This is a genomic window from Ligilactobacillus faecis (assembly GCF_029889745.1).
Taxonomy (GTDB): Bacteria; Bacillota; Bacilli; order Lactobacillales; family Lactobacillaceae; genus Ligilactobacillus; species Ligilactobacillus faecis.
Genome location: NZ_CP123639.1, coordinates 2,316,291 through 2,337,491, shown reverse-complemented (window position 1 = coordinate 2,337,491; position 21,201 = coordinate 2,316,291). Strand labels below are relative to the sequence as shown.

At 36.9% G+C, this 21,201-nt stretch carries 18 protein-coding genes; 12 read left to right on the top strand and 6 right to left on the bottom strand.

Features of this window, described 5'->3' with window-relative positions:
* Positions 1-22 precede the first annotated feature (22 nt).
* The 3 genes from QFX10_RS10685 to QFX10_RS10675 all read right to left on the bottom strand — a co-directional run bounded on the left by QFX10_RS10685 (position 23) and on the right by QFX10_RS10675 (position 4,611).
* Positions 23-1,261 (bottom strand): ISL3 family transposase, encoded by a 1,239-nt coding sequence (locus QFX10_RS10685; protein WP_280605426.1) that lies wholly within the window; start codon positions 1,259-1,261, stop codon positions 23-25.
* A gap of 290 nt (positions 1,262-1,551) precedes the next feature.
* On the bottom strand, positions 1,552-2,859 hold the full coding sequence (locus QFX10_RS10680; RefSeq protein WP_280605492.1) for an IS4 family transposase: 1,308 nt from the start codon (positions 2,857-2,859) through the stop codon (positions 1,552-1,554).
* 138 nt (positions 2,860-2,997) lie between these two features.
* The gene (locus QFX10_RS10675) at positions 2,998-4,611 is read right to left on the bottom strand and encodes an APC family permease (RefSeq protein WP_280606202.1); all 1,614 of its coding nucleotides are present in this window, start codon (positions 4,609-4,611) and stop codon (positions 2,998-3,000) included.
* 156 nt (positions 4,612-4,767) lie between these two features.
* Between QFX10_RS10675 and QFX10_RS10670 the strand changes: the two genes are divergently transcribed.
* The 11 genes from QFX10_RS10670 to QFX10_RS10620 all read left to right on the top strand — a co-directional run bounded on the left by QFX10_RS10670 (position 4,768) and on the right by QFX10_RS10620 (position 16,481).
* Entirely contained in the window at positions 4,768-5,607 is an 840-nt protein-coding gene (locus QFX10_RS10670) for an aminoglycoside phosphotransferase family protein (RefSeq protein WP_280606201.1), read from the top strand.
* Between the two features lie 155 nt (positions 5,608-5,762).
* Positions 5,763-6,911 carry a D-alanine--D-alanine ligase family protein gene (locus QFX10_RS10665; RefSeq protein WP_280606200.1) on the top strand — a complete coding sequence of 383 codons (1,149 nt, stop codon included), beginning with the start codon at positions 5,763-5,765 and terminating at the stop codon, positions 6,909-6,911.
* 55 nt (positions 6,912-6,966) lie between these two features.
* Entirely contained in the window at positions 6,967-8,439 is a 1,473-nt protein-coding gene (locus tag QFX10_RS10660) for a glycerophosphodiester phosphodiesterase family protein (RefSeq protein ID WP_280606199.1), read from the top strand.
* A gap of 25 nt (positions 8,440-8,464) precedes the next feature.
* Complete coding sequence (locus QFX10_RS10655; RefSeq protein ID WP_280606198.1) at positions 8,465-9,022, top strand: DNA-3-methyladenine glycosylase I; 558 nt, start codon at positions 8,465-8,467, stop codon at positions 9,020-9,022.
* A gap of 214 nt (positions 9,023-9,236) precedes the next feature.
* Complete coding sequence (locus QFX10_RS10650; protein ID WP_280606197.1) at positions 9,237-10,421, top strand: ATP-grasp domain-containing protein; 1,185 nt, start codon at positions 9,237-9,239, stop codon at positions 10,419-10,421.
* Entirely contained in the window at positions 10,414-11,622 is a 1,209-nt protein-coding gene (locus QFX10_RS10645) for an ATP-grasp domain-containing protein (protein ID WP_280606196.1), read from the top strand. The genes QFX10_RS10650 and QFX10_RS10645 overlap by 8 nt, the downstream gene beginning before the upstream one ends.
* A gap of 43 nt (positions 11,623-11,665) precedes the next feature.
* The gene (locus tag QFX10_RS10640; protein WP_280606195.1) at positions 11,666-12,874 is read left to right on the top strand and encodes an ATP-grasp domain-containing protein; all 1,209 of its coding nucleotides are present in this window, start codon (positions 11,666-11,668) and stop codon (positions 12,872-12,874) included.
* The gene (locus QFX10_RS10635; RefSeq protein WP_280606194.1) at positions 12,822-13,862 is read left to right on the top strand and encodes a thymidylate synthase; all 1,041 of its coding nucleotides are present in this window, start codon (positions 12,822-12,824) and stop codon (positions 13,860-13,862) included. Before QFX10_RS10640 ends, QFX10_RS10635 begins: the two co-directional genes overlap by 53 nt.
* A complete protein-coding gene (locus tag QFX10_RS10630; RefSeq protein WP_280606193.1) occupies positions 13,859-14,491 on the top strand; it encodes an MFS transporter in 633 nt (210 codons plus the stop codon). Before QFX10_RS10635 ends, QFX10_RS10630 begins: the two co-directional genes overlap by 4 nt.
* A gap of 99 nt (positions 14,492-14,590) precedes the next feature.
* Positions 14,591-15,829, top strand: coding sequence for an ISL3 family transposase (locus QFX10_RS10625; RefSeq protein ID WP_280606192.1), 1,239 nt, complete (start codon positions 14,591-14,593; stop codon positions 15,827-15,829).
* 31 nt (positions 15,830-15,860) lie between these two features.
* Entirely contained in the window at positions 15,861-16,481 is a 621-nt protein-coding gene (locus QFX10_RS10620) for an MFS transporter (protein ID WP_280606191.1), read from the top strand.
* A gap of 75 nt (positions 16,482-16,556) precedes the next feature.
* Here the strand turns inward: QFX10_RS10620 and QFX10_RS10615 are convergent, their stop codons facing one another.
* From QFX10_RS10615 to QFX10_RS10605, 3 genes are all read right to left on the bottom strand, one after another.
* Positions 16,557-17,045 carry a universal stress protein gene (locus QFX10_RS10615; RefSeq protein ID WP_280606190.1) on the bottom strand — a complete coding sequence of 163 codons (489 nt, stop codon included), beginning with the start codon at positions 17,043-17,045 and terminating at the stop codon, positions 16,557-16,559.
* A 75-nt stretch (positions 17,046-17,120) separates the two neighbouring features.
* Positions 17,121-17,414: a hypothetical protein gene (locus QFX10_RS10610; RefSeq protein ID WP_280606189.1), complete on the bottom strand. Its 294-nt coding sequence runs from the start codon at positions 17,412-17,414 to the stop codon at positions 17,121-17,123.
* A 333-nt stretch (positions 17,415-17,747) separates the two neighbouring features.
* Complete coding sequence (locus tag QFX10_RS10605; RefSeq protein ID WP_280606188.1) at positions 17,748-19,019, bottom strand: replication-associated recombination protein A; 1,272 nt, start codon at positions 19,017-19,019, stop codon at positions 17,748-17,750.
* Positions 19,020-19,155: 136 nt separating this feature from the next.
* Here QFX10_RS10605 and QFX10_RS10600 point away from each other — a divergent pair, with 136 nt between their 5' ends.
* Positions 19,156-21,189 carry a bifunctional glutamate--cysteine ligase/glutathione synthetase gene (locus QFX10_RS10600; protein WP_280606187.1) on the top strand — a complete coding sequence of 678 codons (2,034 nt, stop codon included), beginning with the start codon at positions 19,156-19,158 and terminating at the stop codon, positions 21,187-21,189.
* The last annotated feature ends 12 nt before the right edge of the window (positions 21,190-21,201 follow it).

Genomic DNA, 21,201 nt, shown 5'->3' with positions numbered 1-21,201 from the left:
AGAATTGTGGGGAGTGTTTTTTTTACGCAAATATACAATCAATTCGTAAAAAGAAAAATTGTTGATTAGCAAAACCGTAACAACTTCGTTTTAAGAGTTTGATCTTTCGATTGATACCCTCCAAAGGACCATTGGAATATTTTGAAGTTACGCTATTTATTAGATAGCTGCGATTTTTACGGAAAGTACGAATAGTCGTATCCATCTCTGTATTGGTGCGCTCATAACTATCGAGAACCTCATTCAAAGTAGTAATGTCTTTATTCTTCAAAGCTAAGGTAATATCTTGGTAAGTCTGATAAACTATTTTGAATTCAGAAAATTTATTGATGATCAAGTCGATCGCATTCTGTTGAGTCATATATTCATTGATTCCCCTAAGATAGACAACATTTTTAGGGTCGATCTCATCAGATTTCTTATGGAATAAACGCCACTGTGATTTGAGAATCTTGTATTCTCGACTATGCTTATTGAGTGATCTAGTGAGAGCGATTCGACAACTGTCTAAAGCACGTCCGGCTAGCTGAACTATATGAAACCGATCAATAATAATCTTGGCATTCGGGAAAAGTCGGCGAATGAAGCGCTGGTATTGAGCGTTTAAATCAATGACGACTGATTCCACTTGATCACGTTCAAACTTTGAGTAACGATTTTCAAAATAATTGATAATGGTAGAAGATAGTCTATCTGGGAGTTTAACAACTAACTTATGAGTTTGTGCATCACAACAGATAAAAGAAGTTGTATTTTTAATCGAACGAAATTCATCAAAACAAAGATTCTTGGGCAAAACAGGTACTCGATATTGAGGTTTGATCCGTTCGACAATAGTTCTTCGAACACTACTAGCAGAGCAATGACAGATGCGAGCGATAAGTTCACCGTTCAAACCTTCCCTAGCTAATAACATGATCTGATTTTTTAGTTTACGAGAAAGAGTTTGATTAGGCTTAGTCAATTCAGAGGTCGCACCGAAAGTTGTGCGACAATTTTTACATTGATAGCGTTGTTTATGAAGGATCATTTCATAACGTATACCGTTTAAACTTGGTAAACGTACGTGAGCTTTAGCGAAACCATTTTTATTAACAGTGGCAAAGCCACAATTTCGACAACGGCTGATAGGATAAGATAGTACAGCTTTGATCAAAACTAATTTCTCTGTGCCATTATTTAAATTATCGATAACATCAATAACTTTGAGATTAGGGTCTTTAATATTTAGAAGTTTTAGTATACAATCGTTATGGGACATTTAAATTCTCTCCTTTACGTGGTTTGTGGTGAATTCATTGTATAACGAGAGGGCATTAAATGTCCTTTTTTTGCGCAAAAAAACTGGTATGGAATTTTTCATCCATACCAGAAAGTGTATACCCTAAAAAAAGAGCTGGGATCGATCCCCAATGTCATTAAGTTAAGCCTACAGTACTAAAGATTAGATATTGAAAAAGAGATCAGAAACATATTTTGTAGTTATCTGATCTCTTTTTATCACGACAAATAAGCTGATAGTTAATCAAATTTTTTTATCAGCACGTTCTTTTATGTTATTCTGTAGTTGAATCCTGATGCTTTTCTTCTGCTGGATGATCTTTTATAATGCCGACCATTCCTGATTGGAAGAATATTTTTAGAAATATAGGATTCTAACCGTTTTGGTGGGGATTTTCCTCTAATAAAAGATCTACACAGTCTCACAGCGACTGTAAAATTAACTTTATATTGATATGATCGAGCCTTTTCTTGGAGTGATACATGATCTATGATCATTTGGGTGAAATTGTACACTATAAGTTTAGCGTAGATCTCTTGAAGGATCCCCACTATTTTTTTAGCGTGAAAGTTCAATAATCCCAAGGTATGTTTCAATGTCCTGAATGCTGTTTCTATCCCCCAACGTAAATGGTAAAGCTTTTTTAGTTTCCAAGCTGGATATGAACTTTGATTTAGATTAGTTACTACAGTCACATCCTTGTCTTCGGATACAGAAAAACGTACTATTCTAAATTCAAGTGAATAAAATTCAGTTGGGTCAGCTTTCTTGGTTTTTTGTGATAAAAAATCGAAGGTCACATTGGCCGGTATAAATCTATAAGAATTACGTTCTCTAAATAATTCCTTAGTTTCTCTAGTTTGTTTACGTGTTAATTTTAGTGTGAAATGTTTATCGAATTGGCGTTCATCTGGAAGTGCTATTCCACTGATCACGCCATTGTTGTTTCGTACTCTGATCAAGAAAGACCAACCTTTTTCTTGGATGTGCGCTAAGGTATTATAAGATTCATATCCTCTATCGCCAATAATGAGCGCCTTAGGGATTTTAGAACGAGCGATCATTTTATTCAAGGCATTGCGCTCATTATCCATACCTTTTTGGACGATCACATCTGTATAAATTTGTTTGTCTAAGTCAAAGAGTGCGTTAAGGTGAAGTAAATTATAAGCTTTGCGACCATTTGGAGATGGAAAATAAGAGCTTTTATCAGTTGGATCAGTTGGGATATGAATACTAGAGCCATCGATAGCTAGGATCCTGATTTGACTTTGAGTGTTTTGTGATAATCGATCGGAAAACAGATGGAAGAATTTTTTAAACGCCTCAGCTTTTACTTTATATCTTTGTTGTGTAAAAGCTGAAACAGTGAGTTCCGGTATACCTCCTGTTAGTTGTGATAATTCACTTAGAATAGTCCCGCCACCCATTGATAGAATATAAAGTAGCGTGTCTTTAAAAACAAGTTTTCTCTGACGTATAAAATCACGTTTGGGATCGACAACATATTTTTCTTTTTCTTGGTCGATCGAGTCAAGGGTAGTTAAAAATAACTTTTTCAGTTGTGCTATATTCATAATGCTCACCTCCGTACATTAATAATCTCTATTAACGTCATAGATGTCAAAAAAGAGAGCTTGTATCAAATTTCTAAATTGAAATTTGATACAAGCTCTCTTAACTTAATGACATTGGGATCGATCCCAGCTCTTTTTTTAAGCTTGTTTAGGTTTTTTATGTGCGATCAAGATCAAAGCCAGTAAAGCTAAGACGATCTCACTGATGATATAAACAAGGCGGAACTTAAAGTCAGTTCCTCCAAGCCAAACGTCAAAGACGACTGAGAAAACAACGAGTGTGATCATTGCGATCCACTGTGAGCGCTCAAATGCTTTCCCATATTTGAGCTCGCGCTGTCTGATCGAAGGCAATAGCGCGCCAAGACCGATCAAAACAACGATCGAAACGATATTGATCACTAACTCATACCACCAAGTATGGCTAAATTGTGCCACATCTTGGGGGGCGATCCCTAAAATAGTAGCTAAGGCAGTCACGATGAGTAGTAAAAGTCCAGCTAAATAAGCTAATTTATCGTTTTTGATAAAGATATATTGTGAAGGATACTTGGTCGAATCGCGTCGGATCCGCATAAAGGCGTAGAAGATCCAGCAAGTTACTCCAGGTGAGATGATCCCATTCAAGTTGAGTAACCAGTTGAAGACATCATTCATTTCTGGTAAAAAGATCCCTAAAAACATGATGAAAGCACAAAGTACACAGGTCAAGATATAGCCATTGATCGGCAGACCGTCTTTATTTGTTTTGCGCAAGAAGGCTGGCATATATTTATCACCAGTATCCGAGATCAACATCCGCGTCATCGCATCTAATAAAACAGCTAAAAGTGCGCACATATAAAGTACCGAAGTCCAAGCGTAGACGTACATAAAGAGATCACCTAGCCCAAATTGTTCACCTAGAGCGCGAAATGCATAGTAAGAACCGTTCATTTTAAGATCATTTGGAAGATCATAAGCATTAAAGTAGATCCCAAGCGCAAACGAACCAAAGATCGTTAAAAAGGCAGTCATGACAGCTAAAGCGATCATAGCTTTGGGAAATTCTCGTTGTGGTTTTTTCATTTGCGTAACATACGGTGCGATCAATTCACAACCATTGACAGCATAGATCAACATTCCGACTGTCGTCCAATATTTAAGGTCAAAATTAGGGATGATCGTGTGGATCGTCATCGGTTTAGTAGCCATTTGCCCGCCACTTTTTACGAGACCGACAAAAGCTAAGACTACAAATAAGATCGTCATGACAAACATCATGCCCCCGCCGACTACACTCAAAAATTCCATTGAATTAGCTAAGCGACGTTGAATCAAAATAAAAATAATAAAAATGATAAAAGTCCAGAGGGTAAATTGGGCATTTGACATCGTATCTTGGAATTTTCCAGAACCTGTAAAAGCCCAACCAAAACCAACAACGACTGAATTTGCCGAATCAACGACGTAAGGAACTGAGGCAGCCCAATAAGTCCAAGCTGTGAAGTAGCCTAAAAATTCACCGTTTGTTCCACGGATCCAAGAACTTAAGCCCCCGCCTTCTTTATTAAAGACTGAGCCGAGTTGTCCGACCATCAAAGAATAGGGGATAACGTATAAAAAGAGCATCAAGACCCAAGATGTGATCACTGTCATACCTTGGTTTTTGAAGTTGTACATAATATCATCAAAGCCGATCACTGTTACAAAAGCCATTAAAGTCAAGATCGGCCAACTGATATATTTACCGTGTGTTTGTGTATCATCCATTGTAAAAAGACCCTTTCTGTGTTTAAATTCTAAAAAAAGCATACTTACTAAGAATAAACTAATCAAAAACAGGTTGCAAGCTGTCCTTTAGCTAAGACTTGCCAGGCCAAAAGATTTCTTCTAAAATAAAACTAAATTTGAGATAGGGTGAAACAAATGTTGCTTGAATTTTTAAATGAGTATTATGAAGCTGAGCTTGAAACGATCCATGATGAAGCAGGCAATATGCATTTGCAAGGGCGAAGTAGGCGTTTTGAGCGTCAACTTTTCGTCAAGATCTTTAAGGAAAAAGATAAGTTTTACGCCGAACAACATGTCAATCAAGTTTATTGTCCAGAGATCTATTTAGATAGTGTTATTTATGAGGATAACTACATCGTTGTTTTAGAAGATCGCGTGTTAGAAGATGTTTTACCAGCTGAAGTCGATGCCAAAAGCGTGACTTCTTTTGGACAAAAACTGGCAGCCTTCCATGAAAAAGTCAGTGGCAAAGTTTTAGTTCCAAGTGATGAGCGACCGCTCTCAGAGAGACTCGCAACTAAAGTCGCAAGGTTTGAGAAAACACCTTACCAAACTGATGTGACAGAAGTTTTTACGCGTTTACAAAAAGACCTTGCAGCAGCTGATATCGACTATGCCCTCTTACCAAAAGTTGTTTTACACGGTGACTTTAGCATTCGAAATTTAATGCATCATGCAGATAAGCTCATCTTGATCGATTTTGAAAGGGCTAGTCTAGGTGTTGCCTATGAGGATCTGATCAAGTTTTTTTATAATGAAGTCAAAGAACCTAGATTACGAAATAACTTTTTACATGGTTACCGCCAAATAAAAGAACTTGAGATCCCAAATTATAGTTTACAGCGGTGCTTGCTCTTTTTATGTGCGTTAGATATTTTAGAATTTCATTTGACCCATACAAAACAAAAATTTGGTCAAATGGCAGAAGCGATGTTTCAAACGATCAAAAATGAAGATGCGATCTTAGCATTGTAAAACTTATATTTTACAATTTAAATACATGACAGTCAGGGCTTTTCGTGGTATCATTTTCTTAGTTATTGGACGCAAGAGACCTTAGCTTATTGGGATTTTGGCGAACAATACGCCACCGTATAATAATATTATATTAAGAGGATGGATAAACCATTATGGCAGATAAGAAGATGCATGTTGCATTGCTTTTTGGGGGAAACTCTTCAGAACACGATGTTTCCAAGCGTTCCGCGCATACTGTATATGACGCATTAGATAAAGATAAATATGAAGTTTCAGTTTTCATGTTCACTAAAGAAGGTTTCTTATTAGGGAACGAAGATTCAATGAAGATCTTTAATGGGGCACCTGAAGATGAGATCGTGGCTGAAGCGACAAAAGATGTTGATTTCTCTAATCCATTGGCTAATCTCCAAAATCTTTCTGAAGTTAAGGATGTTGACTTATTTTACCCTGTGATCCACGGAAACATGGGGGAAGACGGTACAGTGCAAGCTTTGTTCCGTCTGTTGGATAAGCCGTATATCGGAAGTGGGATCGCTTCATCTGCGATCTCCTTTGACAAAGATCTCACTAAGCAGATCTTGACACTTCATGGGATCAGAAACACACGTTACGTAGTCGTAACACCTGAAAATAAAGCTGAATTTACTTATGAACGTTGTGCCAAAGAGTTAGGTGAAACACTTTTTGTTAAACCGGCGCGCCAAGGTTCATCAGTAGGGATCCACAAAGTTTCAAATAAAGCAGATTTTGATGCAGCGATCGAAGATGGTTTCCGTTATGACTTTAAGATCTTAGTTGAAGAAACGATCAACAGTCCACGCGAAGTTGAATGTTCTGTTTTAGGTAACCGTCAACCAAAAGCTTCGAAGTTAGGCGCTGTTTTAGTTCCTGAGAGTGATGATTTCTATGATTACAACAACAAGTTCGTCGATGCTTCTGGGGTGGTCTTTGAGATCCCGATCGAATTACCTGAAGATTTAACGAAAGAGATCCAACAAATGTCATTAGATGCATTCCGTGTTTTAGGTAACCGCGGAATGGCACGGATGGACTTTTTAGTTGATGAAAATAACGTACCATACTTTGGTGAGGTCAATACTTTACCTGGTTTCACAAACATTTCACTTTACCCACAATTATGGGCTGTTTCTGGGATCAACTACAAAGAATTGATCAACAAGTTGATCGAGCTTGCGATCGAAGAATACGAAGACAACGCTAAGTTGCACTATGACTTCCAAGCGTTAGGTTCTGAAAAGCTTGGTAAAGGTCTTTTAACAGACGAAGATAAAAAATAATGTTACTCTTTAAGGGTGTGGTCTAAGACCATGCCTTTTTTAGTTAGGTGATAGTATGAAAAAAATAACTGGATTCTATTTGTTTTTCTTAGCTGTTTTTTTATTGTTAGAGATCTGCCTCAGTCTTTCGTTGCCTCTAACTGGACTCTATCTTTTGTTAGGACCACTGTTTTTATTAAAAATAAATGCGCAAAAGCTAACGCTTAAAAGTTATGGGCAAGGACTTTTTTGGGTAGGGGTCATCTGTTATCTTTTACTACCTTTTAGTCCGTTGAGTTTGATCCGGCTTTTAGAACATTTTCCGCTTCCGCTCACAGTGACGAACGTCTTTTTTTATAAGCGGATCTTTTGGTTAGGCCTTTTAGGGGGACTTTATCTAGTTGGCTATTATGTATGTTTACGTCTTTTACCAAGTTCCAATTTGCAATTATTGACAGAAAAAAACTTTTTACAGCAATTACGCAAAAATTTTGATGCTTCACGCTCAAAACACACTTTTGTTTTTTTAATACTTTTATTTTTTAGTGCCGTTACCTTTTTAGGAACGACACTTGCTGTAAGTGATCTGATGGTCGTTGGTAAAGTCAGTGCGCTTGGCTATTTTGTCAGTGTTAGCGTGAGCAAGCAAATTTTGCTTTTATGGCTTTTACACCAACGTCTTTCTTTTGAAACGCGTACTTTGAATTTCAAAGCTAGTTTATTTTTTCTAACGCTAGCTGTGTGCGGTAGTGCCTTTGTAACGTGGCAAAAGTTGACTTTGCCACGTGAAAAGATGCCACTGATCATCTCACACCGTGGCGTAGATGGTACAGATGGTGTGCAAAATACGATCCCAGCTTTGATCAAAACGCATCAACGGGCGCATCCAGCTTATGTTGAATTAGATATTCAATTGACGCTTGACCAGCATTTTGTTGTCAGCCACGATGAAGATCTAAGAAAACTCGCTAAAAAAGAGTTACACATCAATCAAAGTCCGCTAGAAGAGTTGACTAAAGTTCAAGTTTTTGAACATGCTAAAAAAGCTCCGCTAGCTGATTTTACACTTTATTTAGCTAAAGCTCAGCAATTAGACCAGCCACTTTTGATCGAATTTAAAGTGGGAAATGTGCCCGTATCGCCTTATGTGACTCAATTTCTTACTCTTTATGGAAAAGAAATCAAAAAAGATCAGATCCACTCGATGGATCTTTTGGCGATCACGACTTTAAAACGGTCTTTGCCTAAAGCTTCGGCAGGCTTTATCTTACCGTTTGTTTTATTTGATCTACCTAAAAATCAAGCCGATTTTTACTCGGTCTCTGCGCCAACTGTGACCAAAGAATTTATCACCAAAGCTCATCAAGAACATAAAAAGATCTACTTATGGACTTTAGAGCAAAAAAAGCAAGCGTTAGAAGCACAAACATTAGGGGCCGATGCGATCATAACTGACGAACCAAGTCAGATAAAGGCTAGTTTACAAACCGCAACGCCAGCAGATCATTTTAAAGCTAAAGTACGCTTGCTCTTAAAGGGAGCACTTTGAAAATTTAGACGAAAGGATAGATATCATGGCACAAAAATGTAGTTGGGTGTCTTCAAGTCCCGAAATGGAAGCATATCATGACTACGAGTGGGGCAAAGAGCTCCATGATGAGCAAAAACTATTTGAATTATTGAGCTTAGAACTTCTACAAGCTGGTCTGAGTTGGCAGACAGTTTTAGCTAAACGAAAAGCTTTTAGAGAAGTATTTTTTGATTTTGAGATCCAAAAAGTCAGTCAAATGACAGAAGCCGATCTCTTACGACTTATGGCAGATAAAAGGTTGATCCGCCATGAAGCTAAATTAAAGGCGATCATTAATAATGCGCAATGCTTAGTTGAACTACAAAAAACGGGGCAAAGTTTAGACAAGCTATTGTGGGAAGAATGTCCAGCTGGACCGGTGATCCATCACTTTGAAACGTTAGCCCAAGTTCCTGCTAAAACAGAGCTTTCGCAAAAAATAACGCAAAAATTAAAACGCCATGGCTTTAAATTTGTGGGACCAACGATCGTATATTCTTTAATGCAAGCTTGTGGTCTAGTCAACGACCATCTTGAAAGCTGTCCGTTCAAATATGCTTAAGTAAACACCTTTTGCAAGCGTTAATTGCAAAAGGTGTTTTTTATTGTTTCTATTATTTTTATATTAATCATTCTAAAAATTAACATAAAAATATTCTAATTTTATATTAATTTTAATTTAAAGAAAATTATAAAAACCACTTTACTTAGCTTTTTACAGGTGATATATTATTAGAAAAAGAAAAGATTTGTTTTATATAGAGGGGGGAATCCTTATGAATATTATCATTATTAACCGATGGGAAGATAAATTCGCTGACTATGAAAAAATGATAGATCATAGTGAAAATACTGTTATTTATTTGACTAATAACAGTGGTGAAAAATATTTAAAAAACATCACTTCGGATCATATTCATTACTTGCTCTCAGATTTAAATGACGTTGATGCTCTAGTGGAAATTTTAACAATGATCAAAAGAAAGCTTGGCCAGATAGATCGAATAATTGCGCTGTCTGAGTATGATATTAAAACTGCAGGTATATTGAGATCACAATTTAATATCCGAGGGATGAACGAGAAAGTATCTAGGAATTTTACGAATAAATTTGAGATGAAACATGCTCTGCAAAATACAGATTTATTGTTTCCTAAGAACACAAAGGATGTCAAAGATATTAGAAGTAAGCTGTTAGAATTTCCGCTCGTGATCAAACCATGTGAAGGAGCAGCAAGTGAAAATGTATGTATTGTAAAAGATCAAAGTTCATTTGAAGATATTTATTCTCGCTTAGAGGATCCATCGTTATATGAATTTGAGGAGTATGTAGCAGGTCCGATCTATCATGTAGATGGTTTAAAAAACAAAAATGTTATGCAATTTATGTGTATAAGTCGATACATAAATACATGTTATGAGTACGAAGTATCCCGAAAGCCACTAGGATCTGTATTAATTAATGATAGGGATCTATATAAAAGAGTTGAAAAAATGGTATTAGCAGCTTTAAATGCCCTCGGGATGAGTATCGGAGTATTTCATCTTGAATTCATCTTAAAAAATAATGATCTTGTGTTTTTAGAAGTTGGGGCTAGACAAGGTGGTGGAGAAATTGTGCCACTGATCAAGAAAGTATTTAGTATTGATTTGGTTGAATGTCTCTTGCGCTGTCAAATGTTAGAGTGTGTTGATGATGTGAAAGAAAAGAGAAATTTTTCTAGTGGAGGTTTCTTATTATTTCCTGAACCATTAAAAGAGCCAGTAAAAGTTAAAAAAGTTGTTAATTTTAGTTACTTAGAAACTCTAAATTATGCAATTGTTCCAAAGGTCGGTCAAATATTAGATGGAAATGGTGGATACTATTTTAATGCAGGAAGATTTATGTTTAGTGGTGATAAAGCAAGTGTAAAACGGGAAATGCAAGTAGTTTTAGAAAACTACGAGGTGGAATATGAATAAGAAGATCTTATTATTAGAACCCAATACTACTGCGGGTAGATTGTTACTCAGTACTGCAAAAAGTTTGGGATTATATGTTGTAGCTGTTACACAAGAAAACGTTTATCAAGGATATGACCGCAAATTGCAGAATGAGTTAGATGAAGTATGGAAGATAGATTTTTCAAATTTTGACACTGCTCAAAAAGAAATTGTAAAGCTTTCTAAGAAAAAGGGTGTAGACGGTGTTGTTAGTGGATTTGAATTTTTTTCAGATTTAGCAGTCAAAATAGCAAGTGAGCTGCAACTTCCAACAAATGATTTAGATTTTGCAGAAGCGTATAGGGACAAATACTTAATGGCGAAAGTTTTTGAAAGTTCCAAAGTTCCTTGTGCTAAAACGATGGTTATAGAAAATAAAAAGTTTCTGTCATCGGTAAAATTTCCTGTGATTGTTAAGCCAAGTAAAAATGCGGGTTCTTGTTATGTGCAGAAAGTAGAAAACTTGGAAGAATTACAAAATGCATATGAATTCATAGAAAAAAATGACAATGAATTTCCGCATGGCTTTCCGTTGAGAAGTAAAGTGATCGTGCAAGAAATTTTGGAAGGCCCAGAATTCAGTGTCGAGGTAGTCGTATCACAAGGGAAAGTCAGTGTACTTTGTGTAACAGATAAACAGACGACATATGGAAGATATTTTGCTGAAGTAGGACACATTGTTCCTAGTTGCGTAGATCCCCAAAATAATAGCTCGCTTCAAACAGTTGCTGTTGCTGCTATACAGGCATTACATGTGACGAATGGCGTTGCGCATGTAGAAATTATTTTAACGACAGATGGTCCCAAAGTTGTTGAAGTTGGTGTTAGACTACCTGGTGACTATATTCCTAACATTATATTTAATGCTACGGGGATAAATGAGGCAGAATTATATCTAAAGATAGCTTTAGGTATGGATATTGAGATCTCTAGAACAAAGGAACTGTTTTCAGGAATTAAATTTATTAAGAATCAACGTCCTGGCAAAATAAAGAAAATTGTGTCTGATAAAAAAAGCGCTTCAGAAATAAAAATGTATGTTAAAGAAGGAGATGAGGTCGAGGTGTCAGGTGATAATATCTCACGCTTGGGACATATTATCAATACTTCGTCTTGTTATAGAACTGTAGACCAAAACTTATTTTATGAGCTTAGAAAAATGGTGATCGAATATGAGTAGGATAGCTTTTATAAGATCTGTTGATATAAAGCAGGCGCAACCAATGTTAAAGAAGATGTCTGATCAACTTTGTAAAGATAATGTCCTTAAACTATTTTATAGTGAAAGAAACTGTACAAAAGAAGACTTTTATGGCGAGATCGAATACTTTATGGAAGGAATTTCGGAAGAAGAATTGGCAAAACGTATTATAAACTGGTGTCCGGATCTGGTTGTATCCATATCTCTTCCGGATAATAATGCGGTACGAGATGCAAGCTTATCAAGATTTTTTTCAAAAAATAAAATTCCATACATAATGCATCCATTAGAATCAGTAATGATATTGAGTAATAAATGGGATACTGTTAGGTTTCTCCGTAAAAGAGGTGTAGAAGTTCCTAAGACTATCTATGTTTCTGGAGATTTGATCAGTAAAAGAGTTAATGGGTATGGTTCGTATCTTAACATTATAGAACATAAACTCAATAGTTTTTGTTTTCCATGTATTGTAAAACCACTATGGGATTCGATGTCGCAAGGAATAAAGAAATTTGAAGATCTCAAAAATCTGATGGCCTTTTTGAGATCAATAAAAGTAGATCATATTATTCAAGAATATGTAAGTGGCGAGCTACTGGGAATAGAGGCGATAACTTATGGGGAGGATGTGTATTTCCAACCGCTTATAAAAAAGTATACTGATGAAAATTTGATGCCTTTTGCGCATTTAAGATACGGACCTTATGAGGAGTTGGGGGATGAGGAGCTTAATACTTTAAAGAACAAATTAAAGTGTATTTGTTTAGAACTTCGGCTAAATGGATCAGTTGAGTTTGAATTGATATACGATAAAAAGAAGAGCAGAGTATATATTTTAGAAATAAACCCAAGAATCTCTGGTATGACCAACCTATCATCTATGATCTCTAAGGAAAATACGTATACGTTACTAGCTAAGAGAAAGCTTCCAACACATAAACTACCTTATCAATATGCAGTTGAATTACCCTTAAAGAAATTTACTGCAGAAGATGAAAAAAAGGTGAGCGGTATCAATGAAGTGAGAAATATTCAAAAGGTAGTTTACCATACTGGAGAGGTTCAGGTAAAGATAATAGCCACAAGTAATAATTTATCTAAAATTATTACTGCAATAAAAAAGCTAAGTACATATGGGTTATTGGAAGCAAACATCATAAAAGAAAGTGGGAAATTAAATGAAGTGTCAAAATCAAACAGATGCACTTATCCAGATGTTGAGAAAAATTGATGCTGATGGGGAAGAAGTGTTAACACGTGGCTTTCGTCAAAAAGAAGTATTAGCGCAACTAGTGACGATCGAAAAACCAAATGAAAGAGTAATAGTATTAAAGAATAGAAATAATAATATTTTTGCGTTAATTGCAGAGACGTTATGGGTTTTAGCTGGGCGTAACGATTTAGTATTTCTAGAACACTATTTACCTAGAGCAGTTGATTTTTCAGATGATGGGATGACGTGGAGAGCAGCATATGGTCCAAGATTAAGAAATTGGGATGGGATCGACCAGTTTGAAATGGTTATTAAAAGATTGAAAGACGATCTTAATACTAAACGCGCGGTGATGTCGATATATGATCCAGGTAAAGATTTTGTGGATACAAAAGATGTACCTTGTAATAATTGGTTGCATTTTATGGCGCGAAAAGGGAGGTTAAATTTAGATGTAAGTGTTCGAGCAAATGATACTATTTGGGGATTTGGAGGAATAAATACGTTTGAATGGAGTGTACTATTGCAGCTAATGGCATATTGGACGAATTTAAATGTTGGTAAGATGACATGGTTCACAAGTACGATGCATGTATATTCTAGGCATTACACAAGATATAAAAGCATTTTGGATCAGTATGAAGAGGCTTGTATATATAATTACAATGTTCCAATTCCAAAGTTTTCTACGAAATTTGAAAATTTTTCGCAGTTGATTGCGAAATGTTTAGAATTTGAAAATAAAATGCGTAAAAATGTTGATAGTAAATTGTATTCACGATTAAATGCAGAGATAAAAGATCCTCTTTTTAAAGTATGGCTGCAACTGTTATTTATTTATAACGCATATTTACAAGGGAGGGACGAAAAAGTTATCGATGGATATATGAAAAATGTGATCCAATGTGATTTTAAAGTTTCTGCACACGAATTCTTCAAAAGAAAAGGAATGAATTTAACTTTAAACGATAAAGAAAGAGCAATTTTTGAGGCATTGAAACTATGAAAAAAGATTTTTCACTTTTTATTACTAGTGATTTTCTTGCACAATTTGGGGCGGGCATCATAATATCAGCTTTAAATTGGTATGTTATTGCACTTTACGGATCGAATAGTATGGTTGCAGTTATTGCAAATGTTAATGTTGTAGCTGGTTTACTTATATCATTAAGCGCAATTTACTTTTTACGTTTGGTAAATTCCAAAATGATAGTTATAATTTCGTATATATTTCGCATTTTTTTTATAATCGTTCCAATAATAATGCTGAAGTTACATTCTTTTGGACAAGTAACTGTCTATCTAGTTGCTTTAAGTAATGGGATCGGTTGGAATTTATATTTTCCTGCTTCAAAAGACATTTTAAATGCCTTCACTAAAGATACGAATGTGATCAAGGTAAATTCGTTAGCTGAAATTTCTATGCAAATGGGATTATTTTCATCTGGGTTGATCTCGGGTATCTTATATCGGTGTATCGGCTTTGAAAAGATCTTATTTTTAGGTGTATGTCTATTTGGAGTATCGCTGATATTATTTATTTTGATTTCGCATGTCAAATTAAATGTAAAACGAAATAGTGCTAGTGACATAAAAATTGGTAATTATTGGGTATACACTTTCTGGTATGGATGAAAAATTCCATACCAGTTTTTTTGCGCAAAAAAAAGGACATTTAATGCCCTCTCATTATACAATGAATTCACCACAAACCACGTAAAGGAGAGAATTTAAATGTCCCATAACGATTGTATACTAAAACTTCTAAATATTAAAGACCCTAATCTCAAAGTTATTGATGTTATCGATAATTTAAATAATGGCACAGAGAAATTAGTTTTGATCAAAGCTGTACTATCTTATCCTATCAGCCGTTGTCGAAATTGTGGCTTTGCCACTGTTAATAAAAATGGTTTCGCTAAAGCTCACGTACGTTTACCAAGTTTAAACGGTATACGTTATGAAATGATCCTTCATAAACAACGCTATCAATGTAAAAATTGTCGCACAACTTTCGGTGCGACCTCTGAATTGACTAAGCCTAATCAAACTCTTTCTCGTAAACTAAAAAATCAGATCATGTTATTAGCTAGGGAAGGTTTGAACGGTGAACTTATCGCTCGCATCTGTCATTGCTCTGCTAGTAGTGTTCGAAGAACTATTGTCGAACGGATCAAACCTCAATATCGAGTACCTGTTTTGCCCAAGAATCTTTGTTTTGATGAATTTCGTTCGATTAAAAATACAACTTCTTTTATCTGTTGTGATGCACAAACTCATAGGTTAGTTGCTAAACTCCCAGATAGACTATCTTCTACCATTATCAATTATTTTGAAAATCGTTACTCAAAGTTTGAACGTGATCAAGTGGAATCGGTCGTCATTGATTTAAACGCTCAATACCAGCGTTTCATTCGACGACTTTTCCCGAATGCCAAGATTATTATTGATCGATTTCATATCGTTCAGCTAGCCGGACGTGCTTTAGACAGTTGTCGAATCGCTCTCACTAGGTCGCTCAATAAGCATAGTCGAGAATATAAGATCCTCAAATCACAGTGGCGTTTATTCCATAAAAAATCTGATGAGATCGACCCTAAAAATGTTGTCTATCTTAGGGGAATCAATGAATATATGACTCAACAGAATGCGATCGACTTGATCATCAATAAATTTTCTAAATTCAAAATAGTTTATCAGACTTACCAAGATATTACCTTAGCTTTGAAGAATAAAGACATTACTACTTTGAATGAGGTTCTTGATAGTTATGAGCGCACCAATACAGAGATGGATACGACCATTCGTACTTTCCGTAAAAATCGCAGCTATCTAATAAATAGCGTAACTTCAATATATTCCAATGGTCCTTTGGAGGGTATCAATCGAAAGATCAAACTCTTAAAACGAAGTTGTTACGGTTTTGCTAATCAACAATTTTTCTTTTTACGAATTGATTGTATATTTGCGTAAAAAAACACTCCCCACAATTCTATTGTAGGAAGTGTTTGTAGGAATATCCATATCAGTTGACGGATACCCTAATTATTTACGTTATCAAAAGTGGCTCGTAGTTTTAGGAATTGTATTATATATACCTTTTGTAGCATCAAACGTAATTAATACTGCGCTACCAGGATATGTGCAAGAGCATTTACATGGAAATTCGGTCAACTATGGGGCAATAGATACAATGTATGGTATCGGTGCTTGTTTAGCCGGTTTTCTATTACCCTTATTAGCTAAGAGGATAACAGAAAACAAATTGATCGTAACCTTTTTATTTAGTGCTTTGATCTTAGGTGGTATTTTAGTATTGAATCAGAGTCTAGTGATGACGGCAGGATATATCTTTGCATTGGGGTTAGTTGGACCTGCAGTTCGAACTATTGTCTATACGAAAGCTATGCAGATAGTTCCAGAACATCTACTGAGTTCTTTAGTTTCATTTTGGAATTTCATTAATTTGATCTGTCAATTCATCGCCAATTATTTTGTCGGGAAGATCATGGATGGAGTTGGAGCACAATGGGGTTTTAGCGTGTATGCCTTACTGATGTTGGTAGGCTTGAGCTTATTTTTTAGTATCCAAAGTAACTATTCACGTGGCTCAAGAGACACTTGATTTAAAAAGGCTAAATTTATATGTAAAATCACCCTAAGTTGGTAGGAGTTCCAACTTAGGGTGATTTTTGATCACTTATTTTTTAGGCTTAGTCTTCTTCAAAGCCGGCTTATTTTCTAAGTCTGTTCTTACGACTAAAACGTCACAAGTTGCTGTTCGAGTTACGTATTCAGTTACAGAACCGATCAAAAGACGTTCGACCGCGTTTAGACCCGTAGCCCCGATCATGATCAGATCGATATGCTTTTCTTCAGGTAGATCCTTAGCGATCACGGCCTTTGGAGCTCCGTATTCGACTGAGTAAGAGATGTTTTGTAAACCTTCTTCTTTAGCTTCTTTGACATAGCCTTCCATCGTTTTCTTCGCTGTTTCAGTTACTTGTTCGACCATAGCCGTATCAAAACTGGAGATATTTTGGAAAGCACGTGTATCAACAACATGAACGAGATGAAGATTCGTGTCAGCACCATTACGTTTAGCAACTGCGACTGCTTTTTTGAAAGCTAATTCAGATTCATGCGAACCATCAACTGGCACGAGAATGTTTTTGTATCTTTGTAACATCAGGATCACCCTTTCTTCTTTATCAATATTATTTTACTTTATTTATTGCAAAATTGAAAGCAAGAACGATCGGTGCTAACGCGAGTAAGCGACCATGAAAAAAGAGAGGATACAAGCGCTAAAAGCATCTAAGACAAGCATGATAACTTGAAATAACAGAAGCGAGGCAAAAGCAGAGATGATCGTTAAACTACCTAAGATCGTTAAGATATAGGCCCAACAGATGACTACTTTTTGAAGACCTTTATTTTTTTGAGGGTGATAAAGCCCAAAGATCGAGCGATTTTTATGGGAGAAGAGATAGATCCCCATATAAAGAACGATCGCACCTAAAATAACAGTCAACCCGGTAATAAATAGTTCCTTCACGGCTAATAATTCCTTTCTAACGAAAAGATAGCGACTAAGACAAAAGTCAAAGCCGCTACCCAAAGTTTTTCACTTTAAAGTTCCGATGATGCCGTTAATCATCCTTGTAGTTGAACCCGCGTGTACGCAGGAAAATGGTCCCATGATCTGATCTTTGACTCCCACTGAAGGTGTGCCAGCCACCAGACGTTACGGATACCTAATATAAAAGTTGTTCGGTCAACCTTACATTTATAGGATAACGCGTACATCTCAGAAGTATATTATTATAGTAGCACACATCCTGATAGAATGCAAAAAAGTTCGAAAGCGTTGCCAGAAAGAAAGTAAAGCTTAATCATTTTTAAATTTATTCAAACGTTCGTATTGGTCTTTTAAGGCTTTCTCATACCGACTACTGTCTTTAGGTTCATAATAGTGGGCAGCTTTTAAAGGGTCGGGGAGATATTGTTGCTTGACCCAACCGTGAGGATAATCATGCGGATACTTATAGTCAAGTCCACGTCCGAGTTCTTTAGCCCCTTGATAATGAGCATCGCGCAAATAAGATGGGATCTCGCCAAGCTTTTTGTTATTTAGATCGCTTAGAGCGTGATCGATCGCAAGGATCGCTGAATTTGATTTGGGAGAAAGGCAAAGTTCGATCACAGCATTAGCTAAGGGGATCCGCGCTTCGGGCAGACCGAGCTTTTCAGCCGCAGTTACCGCTTGAACACAACGAGCGGCAGCACTTGGGTTAGCTAAGCCGATATCTTCATATGCGATCGTCAAAAGACGGCGCATGATCGTAGGCAGATCTCCAGCTTCGATCAAACGTGCCATATAGTGTAGAGCTGCGTCAACGTCAGAGCCCCGGATCGATTTTTGAAAAGCAGAGATCACATCATAATGTGCATCACCATCTTTATCATGAACTAAAGCTTTTTTTTGAACACATTCTTCGATCGTTTTGAGATCGATAGTGATGTTTCCTGTTTTATCTGGAGGCGTTGAAAGGACAGCTAATTCAAGACCATTCAAAGCACTGCGAAGATCACCGTGTGTTGCTCGTGTCAAATGGAGCATAGCTTCAGGTGTCAAAGTTACATTCTGTGCGCCAAGTCCGTTTTCTTTGTCTGAAAGAGCGCGCTTGATCGCTTCTTTTAGGTCATCTTCATTTAAAGGACGAACTTCAAAGATCTGAGTGCGACTACGGATCGCGGGGTTGATCGTGATATAAGGATTTTCCGTTGTAGCACCGATCAAAATGATCCGACCGTTTTCTAAATGAGGCAATAAAAAATCTTGTTTAGGCTTTGTGAGGCGATGGATCTCATCTAAAAGTAAGATCACTGTCCCGCTAAACTTAGCTTCTTCGACCACTTGTTCTAACTCTTTTTTAGAATCAGTCGCTGCGTTCAACATGCGAAAGGCATATTTAGTCGAACCAGCGATCGCACTAGCAATGCTTGTCTTACCTGTCCCGGGTGGGCCATATAAGATCATTGAAGAAAGGCGTTTGGCTTGGACCATACGTGCGAGGATCTTACCTTGGCCGACAAGGTGTTGTTGTCCGACGATCTCTTCGATCTTAGTCGGACGCATGCGGTAAGCTAAAGGTTTCAAAAAATTACTCCTTTCTCGATCGTTTATATCACTATTATAACAAAAAACTCTGCAGATAAATTTGTGTCAGTGATCGCGGTCAGACGTGGTATTTGTTATAATAACAATAAATAATTACGGTAAAGGATGAACAAAAGTGAATTTTGATGAAATCGGAACGCAAGTCATCGCGTCAGAGTTGACTGAGGCGTTAAGTGCCTGCTCATTTCAGATCGAGCGAACTTGGCAAATTTTAGAAAGAAAACAACAGTTGGCACAAATAAAACGTCCTCTAAAAAATCAATATCTAGAATTAAAGTCTGGTGTATTACGGTTAACGACTAAAAAAGGTCTTGATCTTGCTAATGCTTTGACCGATATGAAACTCCAAGAAAGTATCGTGCGCCAATATTTAGGGAGCAACTATCGCCTTTGGCCTTTTTCACAAGGTAAGTTTGCTTCCGAAAGACTTGGGAGCAAGATCCGAGTGGCTTTGCCAGAAAAGCTCTTTAGTGAACTTTATGTTGCTCGTTTTAGCAAGTCAAAGATCTCGTATGTCAAATTTAGAAATCAAGTTTATTTGAAGATCTTACGAGGATTCTATAAAAATCAAGCGCTTTTCCCATACTTATTTGGTGCAACTCCTTACACTTGGCAAATCGATATCAATGAAAAGCAGTTGACCCCTAAAAGAAGTGTGGCTTGGCTTAAACAAGCTAGTACGATCTCTTCAAGCGAGCTAAACGAATTAAAAGACCTCTTATCATTTGATCAAGCGCTGTTTGATCTTGGAGGAGACTACGCTAAGCGAGATGAAATGCTTGCAAAAGGGATCCATTACCTAGAGTTCAAAGGTCTAGATCTTGATCCTTTTGTGGCTCATGGCGTTACAAAACATCAGTTACGCTTGCTAGAAGTAATGGTTGGCTATTTTTTGATGACAGAAGAAACAGAAAGACCAGTTGAGATGGTCGAAGCAGAAAAAATTGCAGCTGAAAATCCTTTTGCCAAAACAGCGATCTTTGTCAAAGGTCATAGCTTCTTAAAAGAGTTAGATCGTTTTGCTAAAAAATTTGGCTATGCTGATTGGCAAGGGACATTTGCACTTTTAGAAAAGAGACTTAAAGAAGTTGAGACGACTCCAAGTGCGCAGCTCCTTCGAGCCCAAGGGACACATGAAGATCTTAAAGAGTATGGTTTTTTTCTAGCAGAAAAATATCAAACAGCAGCGCTATTGAAACAAGATGGATTCGATGCTAATACGCGGTCTGTTTTGGCAGAAGCTTTATTAACAGGGCTTGATTATCAAGTGATCTCTGCTGACCAAGGTTTGATCAGCTTAAATGGAAATTTAGTCAAAGCTGGTTTGCAAACAGATAAAAATAGTGCTTTGATGACTGAGATGTGGCAACAAAAAGAATTGACAAAGAGTTTCTTACAAAGTCATGGGGTCGCAAGCGCTAAAGCTTGGCTCTTACAAGATAAACAAGCATTAGTTAAGGTTTGGCCTAAAGTCAAAGATAAAGCAGTCGTTGTCAAAAATGCGCTTGGATCTTCTTCACCTGCGACCCAGCTTTTCCGATTACCACCAAAGGAAAAAGCTTTGAAACAAGCTGTTTTGGCACAATTTAAAACAAGTGAACAAGTCATGATCGAACAAGTCGTTGCCGGTTCTGTTTACCGTGCATTATTTGTTGATGGTCAGGTCGTCAGTTTGATCGAACGGATCCCCGCTAATGTTGTTGGTGACGGACGTACGCCGTTAAAAGAATTGATCATGAAGAAAAACGCTCGTGCCCGGGCTAAATTTGAAGAACTTACACTAGGTGAGATCGAACGCCAAACGTTGAGTGCCCAAGGTCTGAAACTTGATAGTGTCATCGCGCGTGGGATCCAAGTGTTGTTGCGCTACGATGCCACATATGCAACTGGTTCACAATCATATGAAGTGTTAGACGAGATCGATCCAAGTTATGTGACAGAACTCAAGCGGATCGCGCAACTTTTGAAACTTGCTGATGGCGCACTTGATGTAGTGATCCCTAATATCTACCAACCTTTTGAAGCTGAGGCTGAACAGTTGATCTTTTTAAATGCGCATGCAACGCCTACGTTAGCTTTGCACGAATATGTCTTGTTGGAGCCAGAGAAGCGTCCGTTAGCTAAAAAATTAGTTGAACGCTTCAAATAAAAGAGTAGAAGG

What these genes read in the sequence shown, in the direction of transcription:
- QFX10_RS10655 (WP_280606198.1), top strand. Translation starts at nt 8,465, where the DNA reads ATGGCACAAAAATGTAGTTGGGTGTCTTCAAGTCCCGAAATGGAAGCA.
- QFX10_RS10645 (WP_280606196.1), top strand. Translation starts at nt 10,414, where the DNA reads ATGAATAAGAAGATCTTATTATTAGAACCCAATACTACTGCGGGTAGA.
- QFX10_RS10660 (WP_280606199.1), top strand. Translation starts at nt 6,967, where the DNA reads ATGAAAAAAATAACTGGATTCTATTTGTTTTTCTTAGCTGTTTTTTTA.
- QFX10_RS10625 (WP_280606192.1), top strand. Translation starts at nt 14,591, where the DNA reads ATGTCCCATAACGATTGTATACTAAAACTTCTAAATATTAAAGACCCT.
- QFX10_RS10680 (WP_280605492.1), bottom strand. Translation starts at nt 2,859, where the DNA reads ATGAATATAGCACAACTGAAAAAGTTATTTTTAACTACCCTTGACTCG.
- QFX10_RS10670 (WP_280606201.1), top strand. Translation starts at nt 4,768, where the DNA reads ATGTTGCTTGAATTTTTAAATGAGTATTATGAAGCTGAGCTTGAAACG.
- QFX10_RS10675 (WP_280606202.1), bottom strand. Translation starts at nt 4,611, where the DNA reads ATGGATGATACACAAACACACGGTAAATATATCAGTTGGCCGATCTTG.
- QFX10_RS10615 (WP_280606190.1), bottom strand. Translation starts at nt 17,045, where the DNA reads ATGTTACAAAGATACAAAAACATTCTCGTGCCAGTTGATGGTTCGCAT.
- QFX10_RS10665 (WP_280606200.1), top strand. Translation starts at nt 5,763, where the DNA reads ATGGCAGATAAGAAGATGCATGTTGCATTGCTTTTTGGGGGAAACTCT.
- QFX10_RS10630 (WP_280606193.1), top strand. Translation starts at nt 13,859, where the DNA reads ATGAAAAAAGATTTTTCACTTTTTATTACTAGTGATTTTCTTGCACAA.
- QFX10_RS10650 (WP_280606197.1), top strand. Translation starts at nt 9,237, where the DNA reads ATGAATATTATCATTATTAACCGATGGGAAGATAAATTCGCTGACTAT.
- QFX10_RS10640 (WP_280606195.1), top strand. Translation starts at nt 11,666, where the DNA reads ATGTTAAAGAAGATGTCTGATCAACTTTGTAAAGATAATGTCCTTAAA.
- QFX10_RS10685 (WP_280605426.1), bottom strand. Translation starts at nt 1,261, where the DNA reads ATGTCCCATAACGATTGTATACTAAAACTTCTAAATATTAAAGACCCT.
- QFX10_RS10635 (WP_280606194.1), top strand. Translation starts at nt 12,822, where the DNA reads ATGAAGTGTCAAAATCAAACAGATGCACTTATCCAGATGTTGAGAAAA.